The sequence below is a fragment of the Bacillus sp. GbtcB14 genome (assembly GCF_019091205.1).
Classification (GTDB): Bacteria; Bacillota; Bacilli; order Bacillales; family Bacillaceae_G; genus Bacillus_A; species Bacillus_A cereus_AG.
Genome location: NZ_JAGXJT010000003.1, coordinates 260,499 through 277,989, shown reverse-complemented (window position 1 = coordinate 277,989; position 17,491 = coordinate 260,499). Strand labels below are relative to the sequence as shown.

Here is a 17,491-nt window from a genome sequence, read left to right as displayed (position 1 = left end):
AACTACTTGCTCTCCTACTTATTATCTCTACTTTTACTCTTTAATAAATTCTCTCGTGCTTCTCACTGTATCAATTGGACGAACTAATTTTTCGATTTCTTCACGTTTTGGCTCTAGGAACGGAGGTAACGATAATTTTTCTCCAAGTGTTTCATATGGCTCATCTCCCATAAACCCTGGGCCATCTGTAGCAAATTCAAATAAAATTTGCGGTGCAACTCTTGCGTATAATGACTCGAAGAAGTGACGATTTACATAGCCAGATGATGGAAGCCCTACGCTACCGATTCTCTCAATCCACTCTTCTAATACAGCGCGATCTTCTACGCGGAATGCTGCATGGTGCACTGTACCAAATCCTTGTTGCGCTTCTGGAAGAACCGTATTATGTTCTACAATGACTGATGCCCCGTTTCCACCTTCGTTTACTTCAAATAAATAGAATTCTCCTTCTTGCGCAATCTCTTTAAATAATAGAACTTTTTCTAATACTTCTTTAAAGAAACTAAAGTTTGAAATGCGGATAAATACAGGTCCTAATCCAGTAATTGCATATTCTAATGGAACTGGCCCGTTTTGCCACGGTGTACCTGATTCAATCCCTTTATCAAGTTCATCTGAAATTAATTGATAGTGTTGATCATCGAAATCAACGAAAGAAAGAGTTTTCTTACCAAATTGCTCTTTAATTCCTGTATGCTCCACTTCAAGACGGTCAAAACGGTTCACCCAATATGCTAATGCTGCATCAGTTGGAACGCGGAATGAAGTTTTTGAAATTTCATTTGTACCGTGTACCCCTTTTGGAACACCTGGGAAGTCAAAGAATGTCATATCTGTTCCTGCACTACCTTTATCATCTGCAAAGAATAAATGGTACGTTTGAATATCATCTTGGTTTACTGTTTTTTTAACTAAACGCATTCCTAAAACGTGAGTGAAAAACTCATAGTTCTTTTCTGCACTACTTGTAATTGCTGTAACGTGGTGAATTCCTTTTAATTGGTTCATTTTATATTCCTCCATTGGTTTTTAAATTTATATTTTCTCTTCTATTATTTCTCTTCAATAGGTGCTAATTTCGCTTCAATCTCTGCTCGCTTTTCCTCTAAGAACGGCGGCAAATCAAGTCTTTCTCCTAAATGTTCCACATCTCCATCCACTGTAAATCCTGGTCCATCTGTCGCAATTTCAAATAGGATTCCGTTTGATTCACGGAAGTATAAGCTTTTAAAATAGAAACGATCGATAATGCCTGAAGAATGGAAACCTTTTTGTATTACCTGTTCTTCCCAGTAAGCAAGCTCTGCATCATTTTTTACACGAATTGCTAAATGGTGAATGCTACCGCGTCCTGGCTTTTCAGTAGGACCATCTAAATATTTCACAACGATTTCTCCGAAGGCTTCTCCTTTAATAGACTGGAAAATCGCTTCTTCTTCGCTTCGGCTAACCTCTGTATAACCAAATATGTCTGTTAATGTACTCGCCAGTTTATCAAGTCTACGCACTGTCATTTCCACTGAACCCATTCCTTGAATTTGATGTTCAGCCGGAACTTCGGATTTCTCCCACGTTTCCCAGTGCTCCACTTTTTCCCCATTTGAAACGAGTAGCACGAGGCGAAGACCTTCAGCATCCTCAAATTGCAAAGCAGGACGATTTGCATATGTTGTTATTTCACTATGTTTTACATCAAATTTCTCAAATCGTTCTTTCCAGTAATGTAAACTTTCCTCTGAAGGAACGAGTAATCCGATTCGAGTAATTGCATTCGTACCACGGTACGTTTTTCCTACTAAAGGCATTTCAAAAAATGATAATTCTGTACCTGGACTTCCTGTTTTATCTCCGTAAAACAAGTGATACATGGACGGATCATCTTGGTTTACCGTCATTTTCACACGGCGTAAACCAAGTACGTTTTTATAAAAATGGTTATTCTCACTTCCGTTTTTTGTAACCATTGAAATGTGATGATGCCCTTTAATTTCATACATTGTTTATTCCTCCGCTTCGTTTTACTAGTCAAGTGATAACTAAAAAATTAACATTTCCCACAACTAATATGGTTTTTAGCTTTTCAATTTATTCTCATTATGTTTTTGTAAATTCATCTTAGTTTTTACTAAATAAGTTACTTTATTTTTTTAATCGAAAGCAAGTGAGTGTATGTTTTTCATATGACTCAATCGCTTTCGTTACTATCACTTTACACCTCAAGTGATTGAAAAGCAAGTGGAATATCTCAAATTCGAGACATTTTTTATTGCATACCATTTTGGACTGGAGAATTTCTATATGGGATAGCGTCATAAAAATGTGGATTTACAAGGCTAAGTCCATTTTTATAAACTTTTCCTTATGTTTTCATGTATCGATTTCCGCATCATCTGTAACTCCTCATTTGAGGCAGTCTCTTCTCCATATCTAATTTTCTCATAAATGGGAATCATATCATCGTTCTTATGAATACGAGAAAACCATTATTGCACAGCCTCTTGTAACCTTCTCTTTTCAAGCTTTGAAAAATACCTAAAGGTGCCTTCCTCCAACTTAAGTCATAAGCCTTTTTGTTTATACGCAATGCTTAGTAAGACAGTAGTTTCCTAATTTAAAGATACCGTAAATATGCAATACTCTTACTTATAACATCTCAGCCATTAATGGTTCTATACAGAATATATGTAATTATTCATGTATAAATTTTCAGAATTATACATCTGATGTAATATCATCGTTTGTCTATAGTAATTATATAAAATAATCATATAGATAACTAGTCTTGTTATTAATTTCTATTTATTTTAATATTCAGTTGTAAAGTTTTATTATAGAAAAAAAGGAGCGATTTACTATGAAATTAAAGAAAATTATTCCAACAAGTATCGTTTTTGCAGCATTGTTAACAATTGTACCACTAAAATCTTCAGCTGAAGAGAATATCAATATCAGGAATTTTGAAGGGCAAACAACAATTAACGGTGAAACGGTTGAGTTTGATGGGGTTGAGGGTAGTTCAGTAATGGTTACACCAGAAGGGATTGCTTTTGCTTCAGGAGGAAATAGAAACTGGAGTGTCACTAACTATAAACCACTAGGTTTGACTTGGTATACTGTAGCTAAAGCTGATACCCAAAAGGTACATAATAAATTAGGAGCTAGAGCAAGGTTATTTAAAAAGTCTGGTTCACTTTGGAAAAGTAATAACAGTACTGTAAAGAATACTAAAATAGTTTCAGCTACAGCAAAACCAGATGGTTATATAAATAATTTTAATGGTGCATATTCTGTTGGTAACTTTACATTTGAAAAAAGTGGTTATGTAAATACATATCCTGAATTAAGGAAAAATTGGTAATATGAAAAAAGTTTTAATTCTAGCAGTGTGTACTTTAGTACTCGCTGCCCTTCTTGTATTTGTAGGCTATAATAAATTTATCAATGTTAAGGATGAGTCTTCTAAAATCAATGAAATTTCAACTTCTACTGATGATAGTGGGGCTGTTACAGAAATCGCATCATATGATGAAAATCTAAATCCATTAAGTACTGAAAATAAGTTAAAAATAGAGGGCGATCAGAGAAAGACGATTTATTTTGAGATTTTTAATGGAATTAACTATGATAGAGATTTTAAGATTATTGTTTTACAAAATTTTATTCAAACGAATTTTCATGTTGATGATAGTGAAACATCTATTTCTAGTCATGATATAAATATTGGAGAAAATAAAAAAGAGAGAATTAAAGTTTCTGTTGATGTCGATAGTAAAACCGCAGATTTAACAGTTTTGTTTATTAAAGAACCTAATGAAATAGTTAAAAGAATGGATTTCGATAAATTAACGTATTATGAGCCAGTTTATGCGAAAAGGTTTACTACTGATAATGATGATGAAAAAGTAGACGTAAATATAAAAAATCCAGATTTTTCATATAAGAGTGAGGTTGATGATACTCCTATATTTTTGAGTAAATCTTCAAAAGATAGAAAGATATTACCCTCAGCTCAAGAAAAAACTAAAGCTTATTTACATATAGGTAATCCGAATCCAACGGAAAATATGCGAGCCGCTATTATTGCTTTAAAAGATTGGGATCAGGTGAAATTAAACGGTGACATGGTTTGGCTCGTAGAATCAAAAAATACAGGGACATTAGGATATAAAGTTGATTTGCCCGAAATTGAAAATATAGAAGAAAATTTACAATTTATATTGTTCCCATATCCTTATGAAGATTGGGGAAAATATACAATGAACCCGATTGAATATACTTTTAGAACCGCCTTATTAAAATAGATGCTATATCAATAGCATCTATTTTAGCTTGTTGGTTTTAAATGGATTTTGATTTAAGGTATCTCATATGAGAATCAAATACGATAAATAAAAAGTATCCATTTTGGAATAAAGAGAGTATGCTTTAGTATTTTGTAATGAAAATTAAGCCCGCTTACGGAAATAGGTGGGTCTTTTTAATTTAAAGAGAAAAGACACCCTAAGGTGCCTTCCTCCGACTTGAACCACTTTAATTTTAATACAAGAACAGCCTCATCAAGTATCTTAACACTTAATGAGACCATTCGATTCACACTATTAATTATGGAACGTCGGTTTATAGAACGAACGATTATCAAGAGCAAAGACACGCTCTGTGTATTCGCCTGGTTTTGTGCGTCCTAATGCGCGGTCCATCATGTTCATTTTTGCATCTAAGTTATCGATGTAGTGCAGAATTTCTGCTTCTTTTACTAATGGTGGTTTTGGGCTACCCCACTCTGCTTTTCCGTGGTGAGAAAGGACGATGTGTTGAAGAATTAATACTTCTTCTGCATCGATTTGCAGCTCGTCTGCTGCTTTACCAATTTCGTTCACCATAATTGAAATGTGGCCAAGTAAATTCCCCTCTAACGTATAAGTTGTAGAGATTGGGCCAGATAGCTCAATTACTTTACCAAGGTCGTGTAAAATAACGCCTGCGTATAGTAAGTCTTTATCTAAAGATGGGTATAGATTTGAAATAGCTTTCGCTAAATCAAGCATCGATACGACGTGATAAGCTAGTCCAGATACGAACTCGTGATGATTTTTCGTCGCTGCTGGATATTCTAAAAATTCATTTTGATGCTTATTTAATAAATGTCTTGTTAGACGTTGAATGTTTGGATTTCTCATTTCAAATATGTATTGCGTAATTTTTTCAACCATATCTTCTTTTTTCACTGGCGCTTTTTCTACGAAATCTGAGATGTCCGTTACTTCATTTTCATTCGCAACTCGGATTTGTTTCACGCGTAATTGAATACGGCCTTTGTAATTTAGGATATCTCCAGCTACTTTAACGATCGTTTCTGCCACATATTGTTTCTCAACTTCTGGTGATACGTCCCATAGCTTCGCTTCAATATCTCCACTTGGGTCTTGTAAGATTACTGTTAAAAACGGCTTTCCATTGCTTGCTAGACCTTTTGTCGCTGTTTTAATTAACAAGAAAACATCGACTTGTTCACCAACTTCATATTCTGCAATTTTCTTTTTCATTCGAATTCCTCCACCAAATCAGTTACTTTTAGTATAGCATATTACAACTCATTTTCTTTACGCATATGCGTTAATTTTATAATCTGTTTTTCTGTGAAGAACGATAGTAAATGCGCATGACATGTAAAGAAGATTACTTGTCTATCTTTCGCAATTTCTTTGATAAGTTCAATCGTTCGATTCGTCCGTACCGCATCGAAGTGTACGAAACTATCATCAATAATAAATGGATAATCATGTTCAAATGTTTTCGCTAACGCAAATCTCAGCGATAAATATAACTGCTCTGCTGTCGCTTGGCTTAGTTCATGACTGTAAAAACGCATGCCATCGTTACGTTCAACAATGAAAGGTTCCGCCTCTGACGGTGAAAAGATTTTACTATATCGTCCGCCTGTTAAATAGACGAAATACTCTTCTGATTTTTGTAAAATACGTGGCAAATGTACTTCATGATAATATTGCTTCGTTTTCGTTAATACTGTCTTTGCGGCCGCATACGCAGCCCACTTCTTCACTTGTTCACGCACTTGTGCTTTTTTCATTTCCCATTCGTGTAGTAAGTCACCGTACGTACTTCCTTCTTCTAAATTCGCAATTTCCATACGATGCTTTGCAATACGCTCTGTCAGTTCTTTCTCTTTTGCAAGACAGTTTTGCACGACTGTAATTTCTTGCTTTAATTTTTCCTCATAACCGTCAGCTTCATAATGTTCAGCTAATGATAAACTCGTTAAACGCTGTTCTAACAGATCAATTTGTGGTAATAAACGCCCCACTTGCTTATCCGCATCTTCACGTTTTTCTGCCAGTTTACCTGCTTCTAAAAACATCTCTTCATCTGTAGCCTCTGCAATATGCCATAAACTATCTCGTTCTACTAACAGTTGTTTCAGTTGCTCTTGCATGAACTCATATTCTTCTTGCCATTCAGCTATCTTCCCTTTCAGCTGCTTACAAGTTTGACGCTTTTCTTTCTCATTTTGCATACGGCTCTGCGCCTCGTGTAGCTTACTATACTCCGCACTACCGATAACAGTTTCTAGTTTATGTTCAAATTGCGAAATCATTTCATATAATGAAGATTTCCGCGTGCCTTGTTTCTCTAATTCACGATATAATTGCTGCATTTTTTCCGTGCGCTCAAATGCCGGCAATATGTGCGCATACGTATAAAATTCTGGGAACATATAGCGCGTTTTATATGCATCTACTTGTTCGCTAATACGGAACGTTTCTCGCTCCCATTCCTCATACGATGAAACGACTTTATCATACGCTCGCTCCATTTGTTGTAACTTATACGACTCGCGCTCAAATAGCTTACGAACCTCTTCATCTTTTTCTAACTCATAGCGCACAGACATCGCTTCTTCACTTTGCCTCCCGCCAGCACTTTGCTGAAGAGTAAGAAGTTCTTCTTCTAATCCACTTGACGGATCTTTATATAAAACGAGGGCAAGAACAATCCCTACAAAAATAATGACACTAATAAATAAGAGTAAGCGGTTATCTATAAATAAACTCGTGAATAAAACAAGCGTGTTAATAATAAGTAACAGAAGACAAACTCTTTGCCACTGCTTTTTCTTTTGCACTGCCGCTCCTGCTTTTTCCTCATACTTACGCTTCATTCTCTCTGCACCCATACCGATAAACGCCGCATCTTGGAACGACTTCTCTTTCTCTGCTAACGCATTTCGCTCTTCATCCGCTAACATTTGTTGCTTAATCTGTCTTATGTTTTCTTCTTGTTCTTCTAATTGCTCCTGCGCTACTTTAAAACGATCATCCAGCTGTACTTTTTGCGTTTCTAATTCACGCGCCTTTTGCACTGTTTGTGTAATTAACTCTTTCGTTGCCAGACTCATATCAAACGAAAGAACTGTTTCTTTTTCAAAAGTAGCACCAATTTGTTGCTCTAGTTCTGTCAGTTCTTCTTTTATATTCGCAACATTCCCGCTCATATCACGCATTTCTTGGCGTGCATTTTCGTAAGACATATGCTGCATACGAAGTTCTTCTACATAACTTTCTTTTCGTAAAAACGCTTCATCTATTTGAATCGATTCAATTTCCGATTGCACTGTCTCTATTTTTTTATGGAGCGAATCAACTTGTAATTGAAGCGGCTCCATCTTCGCCTTAATCGCTTCATAACGTGCCATTCCGTTTACAGGAAACTGACCGCTCCCGTTTTCTAACATTTTCTCATGCGCACGCTTTTCAATAACGAGAGGCTCAAGCGCTGCTAATATTTCATAATCTTGCTTTCGCTTTTCTGCATTCTCTTTTTCCACGCGAACAAAAGCTAGCTTCTCTTCACTTTCTTTTAACTGCTCCACTTGCTTTTCATACGTGCCAATTTTCCCTTGCCACTCTTTCATCTTCTCTTCAAGCTTCTTCATCTCTTGCAGTGACACATTAATTTCTGGCTTACGACCACTCGGCTTAAAGCGCTGATCCATTTCTTTTTCTAACTTTTTATCTAGCTGCAATAACGCATCACTTCCGACTGCACTTGCTGAAAATAAATAATTTCCGATATCCGATTCGCCAAGCTGATGAATATTTTGCAGGCCATGCATATCAAAAGAAAAGACCGATTCAAATAAACTTTCATTCATCCCGCTTAATATATCGTTTAAAATTTCTTCGCCGCCCGTTTTCCCATCTTCAAAATAAACGGTTACCTCACCAGCTGCCGTCTTTGGCAATCGTTCAATTTTCAAACGGCCGTACTTCTCTGTTTGTACAGTCATCGCACCGCCATACTTGCCGCCTTCTTTCGGCTCATATCGACGCTGTCCTCTCGTCGGAAAACCGAATAAAATACTTTTCATAAACGAGCGAATTGTCGATTTTCCCGCTTCATTTTCACCGTATAACACCGTCAGCATTGACAGATCCATTTCCACATTTTCTAACTTTCCGTACCCATAAATATGGAGTTTTTCCATTCTCATTTTTTATCCCTCTCTTGCTGGAATAATTGCTCTAAAATAATATTTTCTGCTTCCTTTTGGATCTCTTTCTTCTCTTCCTCTGTAAAAGATTCAATACTATTACGTGCTACAGGGGATGTCCAAATCGTGCGCAACACGCCGTCCATATTGGTGAAAGCATCTAACTCCTTTAGCACACTACCGACGAAATGATTTTCTTCTTTCAAACGTTCAATTTCTGCAAAAGAAACCGTCTCATTTTTCCACTTCATCGCATATACAAAATCTTTTCGCTCTTCTCCAGCTGCTAAAATATGAAAAATCTCTTCTACACGTTTTTCATCACGTAAATAAGGAGAAAGTGGGCCTTGTCCTGTAAATACGACAGTTAGTAGCGTACCTTCCTCTCCTCTTCGGCACTCATTCATCGCAGTAGATATGCTCGTCATAATTTCATCAACGGTTTCAAGTCCATCAATATTCACTTCAATCTCATCCCATACAACATCAGCCGTATGGAAAAATGAACATTGCGACCCTTGTTTCGTAAGTTCAATCAGGTACGCACCCTTTTCCCCTGTTTCCTTACGATGACGTCCTTGTATGTTCCCTGGATAAATAATGCACGGCTCTTCTGATAAAATTTCACGTTTATGTATATGGCCAAGAGCCCAATAATCAAACTGCTTTTCTTTCAGCTCACGAATTTGAAACGGTGCATAGCGATTATGCTCTGCATCCCCTTCCACACTTCCGTGAAGCATCCCAATATGAAAAGGCGCATCACTCATTTTCATATATTGCGCTGTCATATTATCCGTTACCGCTTGCTGCAAATAACTGAACCCGTAAATAGAAGCTACTAGCTCACCATTTTTATAAAATGATTTCTCTTCTACATAAGGCTCTGTAAACACATGAACATTTTCGGGAAACTCAATAGCTGCCCAGCTTCCCCCTAAATGATCGTGGTTGCCGTGAATAATAAAAACAGGGATATCGTACTGCGAAAGTCTCTTCATTTGCTCGCGCACAAACACTTGCGCCCTCAAACTTCTCGTCTCCGCATCATACAAATCCCCGGCTAGTAATACGAAATCAACGCGCTCTTGAATCGCTTTATCAACAATACGTTCGAACGATTCAAACGTACTTTGCTTCATTCTCTCCCAAACAGACTGTGCAACATTCATCTCCATCCCTTTAAATGGACTATCCAAATGCAAATCAGCCGCATGTATAAACTTTACTTGTTTCACAAATAACGATCCTTTCTATGTTTCAAAAGTTTCATTTTATCAAAATTAAAATTGCTGAAAACTAATAATCATCGGGAATGAATAACTCCCCGATGATTAAAGTTTCACTTTATTGTAACACGCAATGTCATATATTTCTTTGCATATTCTAGTGATTTATGCCAAAATAGTTATAAGATTCTGATTTTTATTATTGGAGGGAATTTTCATGGGAGTATACGTTCTAACAGTCTTTGAAAAAGATGGTTCAAAAGCATTAGATGAATCATTCGAGGCGGCAACTGAAAAAGAAGCGAAAGCAAAAGGTGAATCTATTTTACAAGAAAAAGGATTGCACGAAAAAACACATCGCTGCACATCTTCTGCAGGTAAGCTCGTTTTATTCCAGCGCTAAAAAAAAGAAGCGTCATCCGCTTCTTTTTCACTCTACTATATCTTCATCACACCACGTAAACGCCACATCTAGAATGCGATTACCGATACGTACGCGCTTATTCCATTTTCCTGTTTGGATCTGATGTTGCAATTCTGCTTTCATCTTTTCCGTCCAGTCGTGAATCGTTTCACTACCGTTGTACGGATATACGCTTGGAAACTCTTCCTGCAGTAGATGCAAGCTCTCTGCATCAAAATGAAAATGGAAGAAGTAGTTTGCTGTAAGTGATGGTTCTTGTAATCGTAAAAAATGATCATCAATTTGCTTTCTATTTCTATAGAAAGTAAAGATATTCACTTTACCGCTCGTAATTTGGTCAATTTGAATTTCGTGCTTCTCTATAATCACGTCTTGCCCACCTCGTTATATACTATCCTTAGTATATATGTCTTTTGCAACAAAGTTAACCATTTTCGCGCGAAATTCATTTCCTTCATTATATTACCTGTACCTCCAAGTACAATCAGAACAAACAAAAACAAAGTTGAAGGGGAGCGATCACATGTATTTCGGAAGCAAAGGTTGGTATGTAAAAGAACTTAAAAAATTAGGTATTCGTACTTACGAAGGTAAAAAACTAGAATCATATCGTACGCATGTGTTATCTAGTTTACTTGAGAGAATGAAGAGAGCTTCGGCTTAATAAAAAATAGAAGAAGCTACTTTTCAAGTGGCTTCTTGCTTTTGAAAAATTTACTATCCCTTGTACCAATCATAGCCTAAATGAATAACATTCGCCTCCATATAAGACAATGAATTCTTCTCAAGAAACGTCTCATAGTCCACAAAATTATCCATTCCAAATCTATCATTCTGAAACCACGTTGCGTCACATTCATCACAAACATATACAACTTTATTTATATCTTTAATTTCTGCTTTATAAATGAGACCATTTCCATCACACCTTGGACAAACAACTTTTCCTTTAAATAGCTCCATTTAAAAATCCTCCACCACAAACTTTTAGAGTCTTAACTATATAATAGAATAAAATAACCCCCCAAACCAAAAATGCTATAATAAACCCAATCAAACTAAGGGGGAACATGTATCGTGCACGGAAAACACATTAAATTTCACAAGTTTGGCAACCCAAAAGATGTATTACAAGTTGAATATAAAAATATAGAACCATTAAAAGAGAATGAAGTTCTCGTTCGTATGTTAGTTAGGCCGATTAATCCATCTGACTTAATTCCCATTACCGGAGCGTACGCTCATAGAATTCCTTTACCTAACATACCTGGTTATGAAGGTGTTGGTATTGTAGAAGATGTAGGTTCGGGCGTTTCTAGAGACCTTATCGGTAAACGTGTTTTACCGTTACGCGGAGAAGGTACTTGGCAAGAATATGTGAAGACGTCAGCTGATTTTGTAGTCCCTATTCCTGATTCTATTGATGATTTTACAGCGGCACAAATGTATATTAATCCTCTTACTGCGTGGGTTACATGTACAGAAACGCTAAACTTACAACGTAATGATGTTTTATTAGTGAATGCTTGCGGATCCGCTATTGGTCATCTTTTTGCGCAGTTATCACAAATTTTAAACTTCCGATTAATTGCCGTTACACGAAATAATAAGCATACAGAAGAGTTGCTGCGCCTTGGTGCTGCATATGTAATTAATACTTCCACTACCCCGCTTTATGAAACCGTTATGGAATTAACAAACGGGCTTGGTGCAGATGCTGCGATTGATTCTATCGGAGGACCGGATGGAAATGAACTAGCTTTCTCCTTACGTCCAAACGGGCACTTTTTAACGATCGGTCTTCTATCAGGTGTACAAGTAAACTGGGCAGAGATTGTCACGAAAGCAAAGGTGCACGCGAACATATTTCATTTACGTCATTGGAATAAAGACGTGTCACCACACAAATGGCAAGAAACGTTTCGTCACTTAATTCGCTTAGTTGAAAATAAGCAATTACGTTTTATGAAAGTCCATTCTACATATGATTTAGCGGATGTGAAAACAGCGGTTGATGTTGTGCAGTCTGCTGAGAAAACGAAAGGGTAACTAACTGTTACGATTTATTTAACCAATTATAACGAAAGTTAATTAAATATATCAGTAAGCCCTGCTAGTCAAGTGATTGGCTAGTAGTGAGGGTTAACTGCGGGCAATCCCTAAAGCTGATTGAACTACAACGTGGCTAGAAATAGCGAGCGTGAATGTCGCGAAAGCAGAAAAAATCAATCAGATCGTGCAAGGTTAAATCCTAAACACTAGAACAATGGGTCTTCCGCCTCGAATCATCTAAGTCAAAATGGATAAGATGAACGTTCAACGACTATCTCGTATAACTGACGAGAGTACATCACAAGCCTATGGTGGTGGAAAAATCCTCTATCTTTAAGTAGATAAACATATAGTCTGCGCTCATGTGAAAACAGGAGAAGTTCATAAGAGAACTGGCTAAGGAATTGCGCCCTTAGTTGAACAAGATAAATTTTATTGAATCTATCAAACTTCCTTGAAAATACAGAACATACGTGCTATGTTGAATTCAATGAGGTAAGAATAATAATGAAATTTTTACGAGTTAGTCAAGTATCAGAATTAACAGGTTTGCATCCGAGTAGTCTCAGGAGAATGCTGGTGGAACACGCTACGATTCAGAAGAATAAATCTTTCATTATCTGAAAGGTGAGTGCCCGAATAATCGCACAGTAAAGGAGTTAAATTCTGATGATATTGGCGAAGAAAGTCAGACTGATTCCAACGCCTGAACAAGAAAAAGTGCTTAGAAACCATGCTGGTGCTGCAAGATTCGCTTATAACTATTGTAAAAGAATGAGTGATAGATACTATAAGCTATTTGGAAAATCTGTTTCACAGTTAGCTTTACAGAAACGATTTACAAAGATTAAGAAGCGAAAAAGATATGAGTGGTTAAAAGACATTAATGCACAAGTTCCTAAACAGGCTTCAAAAGATTTTGATACGGCGAGAAAAAGTTCGTTCAAAAAGTACAAAAATGGTTCTCACACTTCTTATAAATCCAAAAAAGATGTAATCCAAGGATTTTATGCTAATTATGAAAGACTGATTATAGGAAAGAAAGTAGTTCATATTCAGTCTATTGGAGAAGTGAAAACAAACCAACAACTACCAAGAAATAAAAAACCATCCAATCCAAGAGTTACCTTTGATGGTCGTCACTGGTGGATTAGTGTAGGATTCCAAGAAGACTTTGAATTACAAGAACTAACGAATGAGTCGATTGGTGTGGATGTTGGTTTAAAAGAGCTTTTTGTAGCTTCTAATGGTAGGAAAGAACGAAATATAAACAAAGATGCCAAGGTTAAAAAACTTTTGAAAAGGAAAAAGTCAGCACAAAGAGATATGTCTAGGAGATTTAAAAAAGGTGTAAATATTCAATCTGCCGGATATGAAAAAGCTAAAACTGAGCACCTGCGGTTATCTAGGAAAATTACAAATATCCGAAATAACCATATCCATCAAGCAACAGCTAAATTGGTGAAAACCAAACCAATGAGAATTGTTGTGGAAGACTTATCTATCTCAAACCTGTTAAAAAACAAAAAACTATCGAAAGCATTTTCATTTCAAAAATTAAACTTCTTCTTTCAATGTTTATCATACAAGTGTGAGAAGTATGGCATTGCGTATGTAAAAGCTGATAAATGGTTCGCTTCAAGCAAGATTTGCTCATGTTGCGGCGTAAAATACGACCATTCAGTTCAACCAGAAGGACAGTGGAGTTTAAAAATACGTGAGTGGCGTTGTGCTTCATGCAATAGCCATCACGATAGGGATGTAAATGCTTCGATAAATTTATCAAGATGGGTAAAATAAATGCTTGATAATAGGAGGTAACGATACTGCCTCGTGTGGAGTGTTATACCCCTCGTCCCTTCGGGGTTGCGAGAACACTTTGAAGCACTAACTTGTGTAAATTTGATTGAATTGTATAGATTTAGTTAAGTTTATCGTATCGGAAAGTGTTTTTGACGAGTTATTAAATGCAAAGGAAGGAGTCTTTTTGATTGGCCTTTTAAATAGACTAGATAATACATTTAAGAGCGAACATTTGTAAGTATCTGGTATAATTCTATTAAAAGGTGAAAGGAGATTTTCACATGTGGTTAATTTCGGCAATTTGGCCTGTTATACTAGTCGGGGGAATTGTAGTATTTGTAATAAAAAGATTGGAACATAAATATAAGAACGGAAAATTAGGTAAGAAAAAATCAAAAGAAGCTCAAAACTTATTAGATAGTCTCATACCTATAGGAATGCTTGTCGGCTGTATAATCGGTTTGATTTTCGGCATGTTTTTCCCGGACTTCTCCCTGCTTTCAGTTAGTTTAGGATCTGGAATAGGCTATTTATTTGGTTATTTCGCCTATGAAACTTATAGCAAGACAGGAGATAATTTTTCGTAATCCAAAAAGAATAATCAGGACAGTACATAGTAGTCATATACAATATGTACTGTCCTTTATTTTTGCATCAATGCTATCACCTTACCTTTCACATCCTATACACCTTTTTATTGATTTTCCTCCCCTTACCTCAAATAACAATTTTATTATTTATCATAAAGTTAACACTCTCGTTAAACATATATAAAGATTGTTGTATTTCTTACTTTTCCCTTTGAAAACAATATATACTACATTTGAAATAAGCAAGTGTGTCTGCTTATTATCTACATTCCCGTGCAATACCCCCTCACGAAATGCTAGGAGCAATCCTAGCATTTTTTACAATAACGTTAACCGAAAAAGTTTTGCCCATTTTCACTTTAGCCATGAAACAAAAAAACCCCCTCAAAGCATAAGCTTCAAGGGGGGAGCCTGTTTTTTTACTTATATACGTACAGCTGTACCACTTACAGCAACCATTAACATTCCATCACGAACAACCTCGTAATCTACATCAATACCAACGATAGCGTTCGCACCTTTTTGTTTTGCAAGTTCTTTCATTTCGTCCATCGCAATATCACGAGCGTCTTTTAGCTTACTTTCATAAGCACCAGCACGGCCACCGACAACATCACGAACTGAAGCGAATAAATCGCGGACAATGTTTGCACCCATAATAGCTTCACCATTTACAATATCGATATACTCAATAATTTCTTTACCTTGAATTCCAGACGTTGTTGTTACAATCATGACTGACACTCTCCTAATAAGTTGTAGTTTTAATTAGCTTTCTTATGTCTTTATTATGACATGGAACAAACAACTAATCTATTGAATTACCTTACAGGAATGTGACAGTTTTGTAAGAATGAACCGCGCACTATGTTTCATTTTAATAAAGCACTTTAACATTAGGATACATAAACGATTCTTTATTTTCTTTCCAGTCCTTTTCTACTTCTTTGAAAGTTGGTCGTCCTAATTCTTCATTGTTTTCATGTTTACGAAACCATTTCTTCACATACTGATCCCCATTTTTATTTTGAACTGTACAAAGGAAACTATTACTACTATCCTTTAATATTTTTACAATCACGAATAGACACCTCTTTCCTTTTCAATAACAGAATAGAACTTGACCTTTTACTATAAGCCCTTCCTCTCTTATAGTCATACGACTCCTCGGTCGCGCCAAAATTGTAAGATCAAAAAACGATATTCACTTTGTTTACATTTTTCATCATTTTATTTAAAGAAATCAGAGTTATAAGCATTATGCTTATCAAATATCTTATATATTTCTAACTTATCATCTAATTTTGCATCTACTAAAATTAATATATTCCCATCGTAAATATACTCTTCATATTTCTTAGCATGGTCTTCAGGGATTCCTAAGCCGATAAATGCTCCTATTAAACTTCCAGCTCCTCCGCCAATACCGGCTCCTCCAATAGCTGCTGCGATAGGTCCTGCTGCTACGATTGGACCCATTCCAGATATGGCAAGTACACCAAGACCTGTTAATAAACCACCGAGTCCACCTGCTACTCCTCCTGCTACAAGCCCTGTTGCTGAAAAGATATCCGCTTTATGCGCAGTTTCACTATTCACTTTTTCACCTGATTTTTCTTCCAGATGTTCAATTTCCTTTTGATCCTTCGCAATAGCTGAAATGTTATCTGCTGAGTATCCTTTATCATTTAATTCATTAATAACGAGTACCGCATCATCAATTGTTCTAAAAACACCTACTATTTTTCTGTCTACATTCATAACTATTAACCTCCTAAAGTTTTATGTAATGTATCTTTATTTTTCTTCATTTCTGTATACACTAATCTTCTTATTAACATAACCATTTACGAAAAAAGCGAATAGTAAAAGCACTACAAGTGAACTACTTAACAAGTAAATTAAATCAAATGTAATATCAATCATCATTTCATTCATGTATACCAGGCTCCTTTTTATTTAAAGTAAAAGTATATTTTTATAGACTAGAAATCTTATCATTCCTCTTCAGCCAATCTCTTTGTAGTATATGTATACCCTTCCCAGCCCTTTCTAAACGTAAAAAACTATAATTATATTTTTTCTTATTTATATGTTTAACATTTTTTAAAACGGGTATGTTTATATTGTTATGCTTACTATATGGAAAGGAATATTTCGATGAATGCAATCCACTCCACTCTACTACTATTTCTTATAATGAAACACCTACAATAACGCAGATTCATCATTTTTATGCTTTAATGACAACATTTCAAACGAATGTATTTATAAGTAAACACGGGACACTTACTTCTATTACAATTAAGGACAAGTATTCCTTATAATATATAATGCTAGTATTATTTTTAGTGAAAGGTATGAAAGCTGATTTCTATCTGTATTTTTGGATATTTTCTTTTTCATTTATTCGCTCTTAAAGAATAATATAGATTCTCATGTTTTGCCGTTGAACTCCTTCTAAGAATAAATCTATTTTGAAAAGGACCTGCTCCATTCATTCATAAATACATAAAGTAAATGGAATCCGTTAAAACACATGAGTGATCCTTTGTTTTCCCCCTCCTATTTAAAGGAGGAACTGTTATGGGCTTTGGTGGTAGTTGTGGCGGCTGTGGCTTCGCCGGAGGATTTGCTTTATTAGTTGTATTGTTTATTTTATTAATCATCGTTGGAGCTTCTTGCTTCTGCTAAAAAACTATCGGAAAAGACACTTTTATATGAGTGTCTTTTCTTCATAAAAAAATCCCCCTGCAATGTACAGAAGTTCAAGTATAATTAATACTTTAAAGATGCGGTATTACATTTCATTTGCCCAAAAATGAAATTCGATGCTATAAAAAACTTAAAATTTTCATTTAGGTGCGGATAGCAATATCAT

Annotated in this window: 19 protein-coding genes and 1 pseudogene; 9 read left to right on the top strand and 11 right to left on the bottom strand. The window is 35.8% G+C overall.

The annotated features are described in order from the left end of the window. Positions 1 to 33: 33 nt before the first annotated feature. Positions 34 to 1,011: a ring-cleaving dioxygenase gene (locus tag KVT31_RS10380; RefSeq protein WP_088095403.1), complete on the bottom strand. Its 978-nt coding sequence runs from the start codon at positions 1,009 to 1,011 to the stop codon at positions 34 to 36. Positions 1,012 to 1,055: 44 nt separating this feature from the next. Then, positions 1,056 to 2,000 (bottom strand): ring-cleaving dioxygenase, encoded by a 945-nt coding sequence (locus KVT31_RS10375; RefSeq protein WP_088095402.1) that lies wholly within the window; start codon positions 1,998 to 2,000, stop codon positions 1,056 to 1,058. An 857-nt stretch (positions 2,001 to 2,857) separates the two neighbouring features. Here KVT31_RS10375 and KVT31_RS10370 point away from each other — a divergent pair. Further along, the gene (locus tag KVT31_RS10370; protein ID WP_088095401.1) at positions 2,858 to 3,361 is read left to right on the top strand and encodes a hypothetical protein; all 504 of its coding nucleotides are present in this window, start codon (positions 2,858 to 2,860) and stop codon (positions 3,359 to 3,361) included. Between the two features lies 1 nt (position 3,362). Continuing rightward, positions 3,363 to 4,304: a hypothetical protein gene (locus tag KVT31_RS10365; RefSeq protein WP_088095400.1), complete on the top strand. Its 942-nt coding sequence runs from the start codon at positions 3,363 to 3,365 to the stop codon at positions 4,302 to 4,304. A gap of 297 nt (positions 4,305 to 4,601) precedes the next feature. Here KVT31_RS10365 and yhaM read toward each other — a convergent pair whose 3' ends face one another. Genes yhaM through KVT31_RS10350 form a run of 3 tightly spaced genes read right to left on the bottom strand, consistent with a single transcriptional unit; the run spans position 4,602 to position 9,750 of the window. Next, positions 4,602 to 5,546 (bottom strand): 3'-5' exoribonuclease YhaM, encoded by a 945-nt coding sequence (yhaM, locus tag KVT31_RS10360; protein ID WP_000726652.1) that lies wholly within the window; start codon positions 5,544 to 5,546, stop codon positions 4,602 to 4,604. A 41-nt stretch (positions 5,547 to 5,587) separates the two neighbouring features. Further along, positions 5,588 to 8,512 (bottom strand): ATP-binding protein, encoded by a 2,925-nt coding sequence (locus KVT31_RS10355; protein ID WP_088095399.1) that lies wholly within the window; start codon positions 8,510 to 8,512, stop codon positions 5,588 to 5,590. Then, positions 8,509 to 9,750, bottom strand: coding sequence for a metallophosphoesterase family protein (locus KVT31_RS10350; protein WP_088095398.1), 1,242 nt, complete (start codon positions 9,748 to 9,750; stop codon positions 8,509 to 8,511). Before KVT31_RS10350 ends, KVT31_RS10355 begins: the two co-directional genes overlap by 4 nt. A 208-nt stretch (positions 9,751 to 9,958) precedes the next feature. Between KVT31_RS10350 and KVT31_RS10345 the strand changes: the two genes are divergently transcribed. After that, complete coding sequence (locus tag KVT31_RS10345) at positions 9,959 to 10,144, top strand: YhzD family protein (RefSeq protein ID WP_000539550.1); 186 nt, start codon at positions 9,959 to 9,961, stop codon at positions 10,142 to 10,144. A gap of 27 nt (positions 10,145 to 10,171) precedes the next feature. On the opposite strand, the gene KVT31_RS10340 is transcribed toward KVT31_RS10345, so the two are convergent. Continuing rightward, a complete protein-coding gene (locus KVT31_RS10340) occupies positions 10,172 to 10,534 on the bottom strand; it encodes a hypothetical protein (RefSeq protein ID WP_088095397.1) in 363 nt (120 codons plus the stop codon). 154 nt (positions 10,535 to 10,688) lie between these two features. Between KVT31_RS10340 and KVT31_RS10335 the strand changes: the two genes are divergently transcribed. Next, positions 10,689 to 10,829 carry a YflJ family protein gene (locus tag KVT31_RS10335; RefSeq protein ID WP_000273537.1) on the top strand — a complete coding sequence of 47 codons (141 nt, stop codon included), beginning with the start codon at positions 10,689 to 10,691 and terminating at the stop codon, positions 10,827 to 10,829. A gap of 53 nt (positions 10,830 to 10,882) precedes the next feature. Here KVT31_RS10335 and KVT31_RS10330 read toward each other — a convergent pair whose 3' ends face one another. Continuing rightward, positions 10,883 to 11,128, bottom strand: coding sequence for a 3'-5' exonuclease (locus KVT31_RS10330; protein WP_088095396.1), 246 nt, complete (start codon positions 11,126 to 11,128; stop codon positions 10,883 to 10,885). Positions 11,129 to 11,239: 111 nt separating this feature from the next. On the opposite strand from KVT31_RS10330, the gene KVT31_RS10325 reads away from it, so the two are divergent. The 3 genes from KVT31_RS10325 to KVT31_RS10315 all read left to right on the top strand — a co-directional run bounded on the left by KVT31_RS10325 (position 11,240) and on the right by KVT31_RS10315 (position 14,607). Continuing rightward, entirely contained in the window at positions 11,240 to 12,214 is a 975-nt protein-coding gene (locus KVT31_RS10325; protein WP_088095395.1) for a zinc-dependent alcohol dehydrogenase family protein, read from the top strand. Between the two features lie 672 nt (positions 12,215 to 12,886). Then, positions 12,887 to 14,017: an RNA-guided endonuclease InsQ/TnpB family protein gene (locus tag KVT31_RS10320; RefSeq protein ID WP_217613526.1), complete on the top strand. Its 1,131-nt coding sequence runs from the start codon at positions 12,887 to 12,889 to the stop codon at positions 14,015 to 14,017. A 284-nt stretch (positions 14,018 to 14,301) separates the two neighbouring features. Further along, positions 14,302 to 14,607, top strand: coding sequence for a hypothetical protein (locus KVT31_RS10315; RefSeq protein ID WP_088095393.1), 306 nt, complete (start codon positions 14,302 to 14,304; stop codon positions 14,605 to 14,607). Positions 14,608 to 15,033: 426 nt separating this feature from the next. Here KVT31_RS10315 and KVT31_RS10310 read toward each other — a convergent pair whose 3' ends face one another. The 4 genes from KVT31_RS10310 to KVT31_RS10295 form a co-directional block, all read right to left on the bottom strand. Then, positions 15,034 to 15,345, bottom strand: coding sequence for a heavy metal-binding domain-containing protein (locus KVT31_RS10310; RefSeq protein WP_000637505.1), 312 nt, complete (start codon positions 15,343 to 15,345; stop codon positions 15,034 to 15,036). A gap of 142 nt (positions 15,346 to 15,487) precedes the next feature. Then, a complete protein-coding gene (locus tag KVT31_RS10305; RefSeq protein ID WP_088095392.1) occupies positions 15,488 to 15,691 on the bottom strand; it encodes a DUF4028 family protein in 204 nt (67 codons plus the stop codon). Between the two features lie 149 nt (positions 15,692 to 15,840). Next, positions 15,841 to 16,371: a general stress protein gene (locus KVT31_RS10300; RefSeq protein ID WP_088095391.1), complete on the bottom strand. Its 531-nt coding sequence runs from the start codon at positions 16,369 to 16,371 to the stop codon at positions 15,841 to 15,843. Positions 16,372 to 16,407: 36 nt separating this feature from the next. After that, positions 16,408 to 16,548 carry a hypothetical protein gene (locus KVT31_RS10295; protein WP_001004567.1) on the bottom strand — a complete coding sequence of 47 codons (141 nt, stop codon included), beginning with the start codon at positions 16,546 to 16,548 and terminating at the stop codon, positions 16,408 to 16,410. A 179-nt stretch (positions 16,549 to 16,727) separates the two neighbouring features. Between KVT31_RS10295 and KVT31_RS10290 the strand changes: the two are divergent. Together KVT31_RS10290 and KVT31_RS10285 are read left to right on the top strand one after the other, a co-directional pair. Beyond that, positions 16,728 to 16,910 (top strand): annotated as a pseudogene (locus KVT31_RS10290) (hypothetical protein); the annotation flags it as partial. Between the two features lie 286 nt (positions 16,911 to 17,196). Then, positions 17,197 to 17,304: a YjcZ family sporulation protein gene (locus tag KVT31_RS10285; protein ID WP_000505671.1), complete on the top strand. Its 108-nt coding sequence runs from the start codon at positions 17,197 to 17,199 to the stop codon at positions 17,302 to 17,304. Positions 17,305 to 17,491 lie beyond the last annotated feature (187 nt).

Bases quoted from the DNA above. Each gene is read 5' to 3' on its own strand.
- KVT31_RS10380 (WP_088095403.1), bottom strand. From the start codon at position 1,011: ATGAACCAATTAAAAGGAATTCACCACGTTACAGCAATTACAAGTAGT.
- KVT31_RS10375 (WP_088095402.1), bottom strand. From the start codon at position 2,000: ATGTATGAAATTAAAGGGCATCATCACATTTCAATGGTTACAAAAAAC.
- KVT31_RS10370 (WP_088095401.1), top strand. From the start codon at position 2,858: ATGAAATTAAAGAAAATTATTCCAACAAGTATCGTTTTTGCAGCATTG.
- KVT31_RS10365 (WP_088095400.1), top strand. From the start codon at position 3,363: ATGAAAAAAGTTTTAATTCTAGCAGTGTGTACTTTAGTACTCGCTGCC.
- yhaM (WP_000726652.1), bottom strand. From the start codon at position 5,546: ATGAAAAAGAAAATTGCAGAATATGAAGTTGGTGAACAAGTCGATGTT.
- KVT31_RS10355 (WP_088095399.1), bottom strand. From the start codon at position 8,512: ATGAGAATGGAAAAACTCCATATTTATGGGTACGGAAAGTTAGAAAAT.
- KVT31_RS10345 (WP_000539550.1), top strand. From the start codon at position 9,959: ATGGGAGTATACGTTCTAACAGTCTTTGAAAAAGATGGTTCAAAAGCA.
- KVT31_RS10335 (WP_000273537.1), top strand. From the start codon at position 10,689: ATGTATTTCGGAAGCAAAGGTTGGTATGTAAAAGAACTTAAAAAATTA.
- KVT31_RS10330 (WP_088095396.1), bottom strand. From the start codon at position 11,128: ATGGAGCTATTTAAAGGAAAAGTTGTTTGTCCAAGGTGTGATGGAAAT.
- KVT31_RS10320 (WP_217613526.1), top strand. From the start codon at position 12,887: ATGATATTGGCGAAGAAAGTCAGACTGATTCCAACGCCTGAACAAGAA.
- KVT31_RS10315 (WP_088095393.1), top strand. From the start codon at position 14,302: ATGTGGTTAATTTCGGCAATTTGGCCTGTTATACTAGTCGGGGGAATT.
- KVT31_RS10310 (WP_000637505.1), bottom strand. From the start codon at position 15,345: ATGATTGTAACAACAACGTCTGGAATTCAAGGTAAAGAAATTATTGAG.
- KVT31_RS10300 (WP_088095391.1), bottom strand. From the start codon at position 16,371: ATGAATGTAGACAGAAAAATAGTAGGTGTTTTTAGAACAATTGATGAT.
- KVT31_RS10295 (WP_001004567.1), bottom strand. From the start codon at position 16,548: ATGAATGAAATGATGATTGATATTACATTTGATTTAATTTACTTGTTA.
- KVT31_RS10285 (WP_000505671.1), top strand. From the start codon at position 17,197: ATGGGCTTTGGTGGTAGTTGTGGCGGCTGTGGCTTCGCCGGAGGATTT.